At 61.8% G+C, this 2,447-nt stretch carries 3 protein-coding genes; all 3 read right to left on the bottom strand.

Annotated features, from left to right (window positions below; all coding sequences use genetic code 11):
- Positions 1–10: 10 nt before the first annotated feature.
- Positions 11–1,072 (bottom strand): L,D-transpeptidase family protein, encoded by a 1,062-nt coding sequence (locus tag AC1D1X_RS20880; protein WP_477699064.1) that lies wholly within the window; start codon positions 1,070–1,072, stop codon positions 11–13.
- A 157-nt stretch (positions 1,073–1,229) separates the two neighbouring features.
- Positions 1,230–1,916: an alpha/beta hydrolase family protein gene (locus AC1D1X_RS20875; protein ID WP_477669461.1), complete on the bottom strand. Its 687-nt coding sequence runs from the start codon at positions 1,914–1,916 to the stop codon at positions 1,230–1,232.
- A 64-nt stretch (positions 1,917–1,980) separates the two neighbouring features.
- Positions 1,981–2,253 (bottom strand): YkvA family protein, encoded by a 273-nt coding sequence (locus AC1D1X_RS20870; protein ID WP_477669462.1) that lies wholly within the window; start codon positions 2,251–2,253, stop codon positions 1,981–1,983.
- Positions 2,254–2,447 lie beyond the last annotated feature (194 nt).

Genomic DNA, 2,447 nt, shown 5'->3' with positions numbered 1-2,447 from the left:
GTGGATGCCATCAAGCCTTGACACTCACTTTGAAGCCGGCTTTCGCCAGGGTCGACAGGCGTTCTGCGTCCCAGTTGGTCATGTGAATGCAGCCATTGGTTTCGGAATGGCCCACATTGGAAGGGTTGGGTGTGCCGTGAATGCCCCAGTGCGGTTTGGTCAGGCCCAGCCAGATGGTGCCGACGGGGTTGTTGGGACCGGCTGCGATGTCGACCTTTTGCGCATCCTTGGGTGCGTTTTTCAGCAGCGCAGGGTTGTAGGTGAAGCCGGGATTTTTGACCTCGTTCTTGATGGCCATCATGCCCAGCGGCAGCGGGTCGTTCTTTTCATTGCCTATGCTGATGGGAAAACCCGCCACCAACCGCTTGGCGGTGTCCAGCACGTAGAGCACACGCTCGGACTTGTCGATTTCGATGGAAACCGCGTTGACCGGCATGGCGCTGACCGCGATATATGGCACGGTGATTTGCTTGCCGGCCTCGATGTTGATGCCGCCGTTGAGCTGCTTGAGGTAGCCGGTGCTGGTGTGGAATTTTTCCGCCAGCGCTTCTTCCACCGATTCATACACCAGCGCTTTCATCTTCGCGCGCTCGTCCATCGCCACAGGCGTCTTTTCAAACGGGCCGGCTGCGTCCTTCTCTGTCACGGTATAGCTTGTCAGAAGCGGAGCACCGTCCTTGCGCAACGAAGCCCAGGTTTCCGCAGTGACGGTGCCCGTGGGTTTGAGGTCGTGCGCGATCTGGTAGGCCTTGACCATGCGCTGCATGTTGGTGGCAAAGCGCCCATCGATCTCCCCGCAGGRGAACCAGGCCCGGTCCAGCATGATCTGTGCGCGCGCTACCGCTGCGCCTTTGCTGCCACTGCGCAGCAAGGGACTGTCGGTGGCGTTGTTGAAGGCTTCTGTGTCAAGGGGCTGGTTGCCCGCCGCCGTGTTTTTGGGCTTGGCCGCCCATGCGCCGTTGCCGGCCAGGCCCAGCCCGGTGAGGCACAAGGCAGTGACGAGGGTGCGACGGGAGAGCCGGGAAAGCTGTGGGGTTACAAGGCGAAGAGAGGAAGGGGTATCGAACGGCATGACGGGCTTTCGTAGTCAGGCCAGTCTGGGGCGCATAAGGCGCATCGCCTGTCAGCAGCCATGCCTAGCGGCGGTCAGGTTTAAGCGGGTATTTGTCTTGCCTCACACTCCCTACAGAGCGCCAGGCGGCTCTCCTGGTACATCAGGGAACCGACGATCACGCTGTACGCTGGTGCTTCGTCATCCACGTGGCCATGGTGTCCAGCAATTCCTCGCGCACCTGCGCATCGGTGCGGCCTGAACGCACCAGCACATGGAAGGCGTGGTCGGCGCCATCCACGATGTGCAGGGTTGCCTTTTTACCGAGGCTTGCCGTGGTCTGGGTGATCAAGTCCAGATCAGCGAGGCCGTCGCGTGTGCCTTGCAGAAAAAGCATCGGCAGCTTCACGCCGTCCAGGTGCGCGGCGCGTTCGGTTGAAGGCTTGCCGGCTGGGTGCAATGGAAAGCCCACCAGCACAAGGCCCTTTAGTCCGGGCAATGGCTCAGCCGCCTGCGCCTGCGTGCTCATGCGACCACCGTAGGACCTGCCACCGGCAAACAGCAGCACATCAGGCATTTGCCGCGCCGCTTCAGCAACTGCCGCCCGGATCGCCGCATGGGCAACGGCGGGGGAGTCCGGTCGTTTGGAGCCTTGTTCCATGAACAGAAAATTGAAGCGCAAGCTGGCGATGCCGCGTTCCGCGAGGCCCTGAGCAATCGCCTCCATAAAGGCGTGGTTCATGCCTGCGCCTGCGCCGTGGGCGAACACATAACACGCCTTGGCGCTGGCAGGTTTTTGCAGCAGGCCGGAGGTGGTGCCGCCCGAAGGGAGCGGAATGTTCAGTGAAACGGGGCGTGTGGGCATCAATAGAAAGGGCGAGCTGAAATGGCGAACTGGCTTGGGATGCCCATTACAGCATCGCCAGTGCTCAGGCCGAACGCTTCGGCGCCGGATCGGCGATCCCGGGCGGCAGGCGGTTGAGCAGCCACCGGATCGCCAGCGGAACCAGCACGAGATCGTCAGCAATTCCGATGACCGGCAGGAAGTCGGGGATGAAATCAATGGGGGAGAACAGGTAGAGCGCAATCGCTGCTGTACCCCATTTCAGCCAAACGGGCGCTTCGGGATGGCGCAGGGCAGTCCACAGCCGCCGGGCATCGCCGCGTATCACAACCCAAAGCAGGGTCAGACGTTTGAACATGAAAGCTCCTTGGGTGCAGATGCAGRCCCGGCGGGCTGCTGAGTTTCAAAYGGAGGTGCTTGCCCGGGCTACAAGGGCACTAACGCGCCGTTACGTTTGCGCGCCAGGAGGGGCGCCGGGTCTTCCGTCAATGCGCCAGATTGGAAACCAGCTTGTCTGCCGCCTCAACGGCTTCAGCACGCGTGGGCCAGGTC

The sequence above is a fragment of the Polaromonas sp. P1_G4 genome, assembly GCF_056405475.1.
This window is presented reverse-complemented; position numbering and strand designations above follow the sequence as displayed.

Bases quoted from the DNA above. Each gene is read 5' to 3' on its own strand.
- AC1D1X_RS20875 (WP_477669461.1), bottom strand. From the start codon at position 1,916: ATGCCCACACGCCCCGTTTCACTGAACATTCCGCTCCCTTCGGGCGGC.
- AC1D1X_RS20870 (WP_477669462.1), bottom strand. From the start codon at position 2,253: ATGTTCAAACGTCTGACCCTGCTTTGGGTTGTGATACGCGGCGATGCC.